6 protein-coding genes and 1 pseudogene are annotated in these 6,083 nt (G+C 62.5%); 6 read left to right on the top strand and 1 reads right to left on the bottom strand.

The features are described from left to right. A pseudogene (locus HMPREF2791_RS12245) lies at window positions 1-199 on the top strand (hypothetical protein); the annotation flags it as partial. Here HMPREF2791_RS12245 and HMPREF2791_RS02350 read toward each other — a convergent pair. Further along, complete coding sequence (locus HMPREF2791_RS02350; RefSeq protein WP_070828903.1) at window positions 180-722, bottom strand: hypothetical protein; 543 nt, start codon at window positions 720-722, stop codon at window positions 180-182. The pseudogene HMPREF2791_RS12245 and the gene HMPREF2791_RS02350 sit on opposite strands and share 20 nt — an antisense overlap. 246 nt (window positions 723-968) lie before the next feature. Here HMPREF2791_RS02350 and HMPREF2791_RS02355 point away from each other — a divergent pair, with 246 nt between their 5' ends. From HMPREF2791_RS02355 to HMPREF2791_RS02375, 5 genes are all read left to right on the top strand, one after another. Beyond that, a complete protein-coding gene (locus HMPREF2791_RS02355; protein WP_070844194.1) occupies window positions 969-2,786 on the top strand; it encodes an HtaA domain-containing protein in 1,818 nt (605 codons plus the stop codon). A gap of 15 nt (window positions 2,787-2,801) precedes the next feature. Further along, window positions 2,802-3,905 (top strand): heme/hemin ABC transporter substrate-binding protein, encoded by a 1,104-nt coding sequence (locus tag HMPREF2791_RS02360; RefSeq protein WP_070452404.1) that lies wholly within the window; start codon window positions 2,802-2,804, stop codon window positions 3,903-3,905. After that, window positions 3,898-4,941, top strand: a complete 1,044-nt coding sequence (locus HMPREF2791_RS02365) for a FecCD family ABC transporter permease (protein WP_070452407.1) — start codon at window positions 3,898-3,900, stop codon at window positions 4,939-4,941. Before HMPREF2791_RS02360 ends, HMPREF2791_RS02365 begins: the two co-directional genes overlap by 8 nt. Before the next feature lies 1 nt (window position 4,942). Beyond that, entirely contained in the window at window positions 4,943-5,758 is an 816-nt protein-coding gene (locus tag HMPREF2791_RS02370) for a heme ABC transporter ATP-binding protein (protein ID WP_070452410.1), read from the top strand. A gap of 10 nt (window positions 5,759-5,768) precedes the next feature. Then, the coding region (locus tag HMPREF2791_RS02375; RefSeq protein ID WP_210400148.1) for an HtaA domain-containing protein at window positions 5,769-6,083 on the top strand (315 nt) is incomplete at its 3' end.

Here is a 6,083-nt window from a genome sequence, read left to right on the forward strand (position 1 = left end):
AACACTGCAACGCATGTTCCCCGCATGCGACACGTTCATCGCCGAAAACGGCGCAGTGGTCTTCCATAACGGCGAGGTGATCTCCACAACGCCACTTGACGACGACGCCGCGCGCGAGGAAGCGTTGCGCTGGAACTGGCGCACCTCGACCGAAGCAGTGGTCGAGGTGTACGAGCAGGCTATTGCTCGACGCGGCTGAACGTTGCAGTCTCCTCCACATCGCGGGGGGCATCTAAAGAGTCGTCTTCGTACTCGTAGCCAAGAATCTCCGGCTGCCGGGACGGGTGGATCCCGGGGACGAACCACATGATCACTGCTGCGGCTACGCCGCACACCCCCGCGGCAAGAAGGCTGAACTTCGCTGGCACGAGTAGCAGCGCGAGAACGGCGACGATCGCGATAGCCGCCCAGGTCACACCGATCACCGTCGCAGGCTCGTATTGGTGTGACACGTCCTTTTCAGCCCAAGGCACCTGCGGGAACCGCGCGCGAGCTTCGTTTCGGGTGCGCCGGTCGGCGCGCTGCGTTGGCATCACCGTCGCCACCAGCACCAAAAACAGGCCCACACCGGCGATGATGAGGTCGCCTGCCGCGACGCCGAAGAACAACACGCCGGAGCTCAAGGACACCGCCACTCGCTCCCAGGTTGACGGCGGCAATGGCGTTCCCGGATCAACGTCGGGGTAGAGCATGGCAAACGATGCATCGATCTTGTCCCGCATGGGTTTTCCCTTCCTACTTGCGTTTTAAACTAAGCCATGGCTAAATTAGTGTAGCCTAAGCTTGGTAGAATTCTAGAGGGAGTCGACAGGATGCGGAAAGCTAGCAAACAACGGGCTAACAGAATTGCGGCCCTCACCATCTCTGGGGCGCTGCTTACTGCCGGTGGGGCCATCGGCTTTCCACTCATTGCGGCCCCCGAAGCCACGGCGCAGGCCGCCAGCAACCGGACCGTGCAATCCGGGCAAATGCAGTGGTCAATCCGCGACTCCTTCATGAAGTACATCATGGGCCCCGTTGCCAAGGGTGAGGTGCAGACCTCCGGCGGGATCACGCTCGCTAACGGCGTATTCACCATCCCAGTTGCCAACTCGAACATTACGGGGGCGAATGCGGGCACCATTGCATTTGACGGCGGGATCCGGTTCTATGGCCACAAAGGGACGCTTGACATCAAGCTCACCAACATGAAACTGGTGATCAACGGCACCAGCGGTGAGATTCGAGTGGATTATGAGAGCCGCGAGAACACCGGCGTGCCAGGCAACATCGGCCCATTGCTCACAGGCAAGGAGGCGGTCTTAGCCACCGTCGCTTTCTCAGCCGCTCCCGATTTCTCGCAAGACACCGTCACCCTCACCGGTGACACCAAGGTGTCTACCGAAGGTGCAAGCAAGGTATTCGCGGATTTCTACCCTGCTGGTGAGCCCCTTTCCCCGCTCAACCTCAGCCTTAAGATGGGGGCGGGCTCCGGCGCACCCTCGGGGACCAGTGGAAACTCAGGTAGTGGTGGTGCCGCCACACGCTCCAACGCCACCGAGGGCGCAGCCAAACTGCTCGGCCAAGTCAACGACACTCTCATTGAAGTCAACGGGCTGATCACCAACACTGAAAATCTCATGGACAACTCCGGCCAGTTCCACGACCGGGTGTGGGGTACCAGCGCTGCCACGTCTGCTGAAGCTCCTCCGACAGGTGCTGGTGCGGCTGGCACTGGTACCGGCGGCGTTGCTGCAGCGCCCAACAGCGGAGGATTCTCCACCGCTGACGCGGCCGATGGCGGTAGCCGCGGCGGAGGTGGCATCGCAGGCCCATCGGGTGGTGCCGCCCCGAGCCGAGCAGCCAGCTCTGGGCAGTCTGGAGCTGGAGCTGGAGCTGCACCCGCAGCCCAGGCCGTATCCAACGACATCTGCACTGCCCCCGCCTCGAAGGGCGTGACCAGCGGCGACTTCGCGTGGGGTGTACGTTCCACGTTCCGCGCGTACATCCAGGGCCAGATTGCCAAGGGTGGCTGGAACCTTTCCAACAACGTCGCGTATTCCGACGGCCAATACCGCTTCAAGGCGCAAGGCGGAGCCGTGAATCCGCAGACCAAGGAAGGCACGATCCTCTTCCCTGGAACCATTGAGTTCTACGGCCACAAGGGCATTCTTGAAACCCGCTTCTCCAACATCGAGGTGCAATTCAAGGGCAACGCGGGATTGCTTGTCATGGATGTCACGTCGAACGATGTCGAAGGCAACCCCGGCGACTACGGCCGCGTCGCCATGGCCAATCTCACGTTCACGTCGCTGGACGTCTCCGATTCCGCAGTTTCCGGTTCAGCAACCACCACGCTGACACCAGTTGGAGCCGAGGCGTTCGCCAACTTCTACCCCGCAGGCGACCCGCTGGACCCGATCAATTTCACCGCGAGTCTCAGCGGCGCCCCGAACTGTGCCCAAGGGCAGGGAGGAGCAACAAAAGGCGACGCGCAGGGCAAGTCCAGCTCCACCGATGCCGCTGCGGCACTGCGTGCTGACGGTGTCGGTGTGGACGGGACAGGCCCGGGCGCAGCGTCCTCCACCGCCGCAGCACAAAGCATGGGCGACAACGCTTCGCTCGGTGGATTCAAGGAGCAGACCGGGGATGGCGAAGACCAGTTCCGGATCAAGTCTTCCGGGGCCTCGCCGTCCGGTCTCAACCTCGACGGCAACAGCGTGCCGTCGGTACTTGCCTTGCTCGCGTCACTGGTTATCGGCGGCGGCAGCATTATCAACTTCGGCCGCAAGGCCCCGAGCGTCTAAGGAGATCCCACCCTAATGAGGAGACTAGTAGCCACCGTCCTCGTCTGCATGCTCGCCTTAACCGGTTGTGCAAGCTGGGACGGCACATCGAGTGTGAACGCTGAGCTCGCGAGCGAGTTACGCACGGAAGCGGGCCAAGTCGATCCGCGCGCGGCGCAGGGTGTGAAGACCGTGCCTTCGCTTGACGACGTTGCCCCTGTGGCTACCAACCCAACACCAGCCCTCCCTGTTTCGCTGGTAGACGCGAAAGGCTTCGACGTTGAGGTAACCGATGTCTCCCGCATCCTGGCGCTCGACCTGTACGGCACCTACACCAAGACCCTGACTGGTCTGGGGCTCAACGAGAACATCGTAGGCAGAACGGTGTCGAGCACGGAACCCTCCTTGGCTGACCGCCCAGTGGTCACCGTGGGTGGCCACAACCTCAACGCCGAGGCCATCTTGGAGCTGAACCCAACACTGGTGATTGTGGATGAGTCCGTCGGCCCGCCAGAGGTGATTGAGCAAATCCGCAACGCAGGTATCACCACGGTGATGATGAACCCCAAGCGTTCGCTGGAGACCATCGGCGACGATATCCGCCTGGTGGCTTCGGTGGTTGGTTTGCCCGAGGAGGGCGAGAAGCTCGCCGAACGCAGCATGCGCGAGGTTGAAGAGGCGCTTGCCGTGATCGATGAGATCAAGCCTGCTGAGCCGCTGCGCATGGCGTTTCTGTACCTTCGTGGCACCGGTGGCATCTTCTACATCATTGGCGAGGACTACGGATCTACCAGCCTGATCAATGCCCTAGGCGGTCGCGACATGGCGGCCGAGGCCGGCATCACCGATCTGAAGCCGGCCAGCCCCGAAGCGCTCGCTGAGCTCAACCCCGAGATGTTTGTACTGATGACGAAGGGCCTCGAGTCCACCGGCGGCATGGAAGGGCTACTCCAGCGACCGGGTGTCGTGCAGACAATCGCCGGGCAGAATCAACGCGCGATCACGATGAATGACGGCGACTCCCTCGCCTTCGGCCCCCAAACTGGAGAGCTCCTCTTGCGCGCCGCGAAACTGCTGTACGGCGAAGGTGCCAACACCGGCTCGGTGGACACAAAGAGCGGGCAGCGCACGAATGGCTAACTACGTAGACCAGGTGTTCGCGCAGCGACACCGGCGCCGCATCGCGCTGTTCATCGGACTCGTCGTGCTGCTTGCGGTGACGTTCGTCGTGTCGCTAAGCGTCGGCCAATACACCGTCCACCTCGGGGACCTGCCGCGGATTCTCGCTCGCGGCCCCTTCGGCGTTGACGGCATGGATGCCTCTGTCATTTGGCAGGTGCGTATCCCCCGGCTGATCTTGGGCATTCTTGTCGGCGCTGCGCTCGGCGTGGGGGGCGCGCTCATGCAAGCTGTCTTCGCCAACCCGCTGGCTGAGCCCTCAGTGATGGGTGTGACCTCGGGTGCCGGCGTCGGTGCAGCGATTTTCATCGTCAGCGGGGCGAGCTTCGCAGGCACCATGACCATCCCAATCGGCGCATTTGTCGCCGGCTTAGCCACGACGCTATTGGTGTGGGCGTTGGCGAGGCACCGCGGTAAGACCGCGGTTGTCAACTTGATCTTGGTGGGCATCGCGGTAAACGCCGTCGCTGGCGCAACCATTTCATTCCTGCTGTTCCTCGCACCCTCGACTGCGCGTGAGCAGATCATTTTCTGGCAGATGGGCACCCTCGCCGGTGCACAGTGGAAGCACGTCACCCCCGTCGCCTGCATTGCGGCATTCGGAATTGTGTGCGCGCTGTTCCTCGGCCGGAAGCTCGATCTGCTGGCGCTCGGAGAAGGCGCCGCATCGCACGTTGGTGTCAACGTACAGCGGTTGCGAACAATCAGCGTGCTCCTGGCGACGCTACTGAGCGCAGGCGCAGTGTCCTACGCAGGACTCATCGGCTTCGTCGGTTTGGTGATTCCCCACATCATCCGCACTGCTGTTGGACCGTCGAATAGCGTGCTCATCCCGGCATCAGCACTCGGCGGCGCGGCGCTGATCGCGGTTGCAGACGTGGTGGCGCGCAACCTCATCGCGTACGCGGATATGCCCATCGGCATCTTCACCGCGCTCGTCGGCGGGCCGACGTTCTTCATTCTACTTCGTCAAATGATGCGCAAGGGGGTGCACTGACATGAGCGTTGAGGCGCACAACATGACCGTCCGCATCGGCGACGCCGAGTTGCTTTCCGACGTTTCTTTTCACGCCGCACCTGGCACCGTCACCGGCCTCATCGGCCCGAACGGCGCAGGTAAGTCGACGCTGCTCGCCTCACTCTCTGGAGACATCCCCGTTGCCTCGGGCGTGCTGCAGATCGACGGTGTTGAGCCGCGGCATGCCAAGCCAAAAGCGATGGCCAGGAAGCGCGCTGTCATGTTGCAGGACGTGTCCGTCACCTTCTCATTCCTCGTCCGCGATGTCGTGGCGATGGGACGTTCGCCGTGGGAAGGCACGAGCAGCCCGGAGGAGGACAACGCGATTATCGATGCCGCCCTCGAGGCCACCGGGGTTTCCCACCTTGCCGGCCGTGAAGTCGTGACACTCTCCGGCGGCGAGCGCGCCCGCGTGGCCATGTCGCGTGTCCTCGCGCAGACCACCCCGGTGGTGTTCTTCGATGAGCCAACAGCGGCCATGGATGTTAAGCACCAAGAGCGTGCCCTTGGACTCATCCGGCAGGCGGCGCGTAGCGGGAGCACCGTCGTGGTGGTGCTGCACGATCTCAACGCAGCGGCCAATTATTGCGACCAAGTGACCTGTCTCAACCGAGGTCGCGTGGCCGCCAGCGGCCCTATTGACCAGGTGTTTACCAGCGAGACCCTGTCTGCAGTATACGAGTATCCCCTCGAGGTCCGCCGGCATGGGGAATCGATCCACGTATCCCCCACGCGCACTGACACCAACGCCCTCGGCTCGCACACGCGCAACCTCCTCTTCCCCGACCGCACCTAAGGAGATCCACATGTTCCCGACCCGTAAATCTGCCGCTGCGGCGACGTTTCTGCTTGCAGCGGGTGTCGTCGTCGCCCCGTCTGCACACGCGGCGAGCGTTCCCGCTATTGAGACCGCGAGCCTGAGCTGGAATCTGAAACGAACGTTCTCCAACTACATCACCGGCCCAATTGCAAAGGGCAAAATCGAGGTTGCTTCCCCCGCGACTATCAAGCACTTCGGCGGCTTTGTGGAGCACAATCCGCCGTCCCAACGCTTTCAGCCTGACGACGCCTCATTGAAGTACGACTTCGCCTTCAACCCGGCCAACTCGAAGTTGGACGCC

This window comes from Corynebacterium sp. HMSC034A01, from assembly GCF_001838175.1.
In the GTDB taxonomy this organism is placed as follows: domain Bacteria; phylum Actinomycetota; class Actinomycetes; order Mycobacteriales; family Mycobacteriaceae; genus Corynebacterium.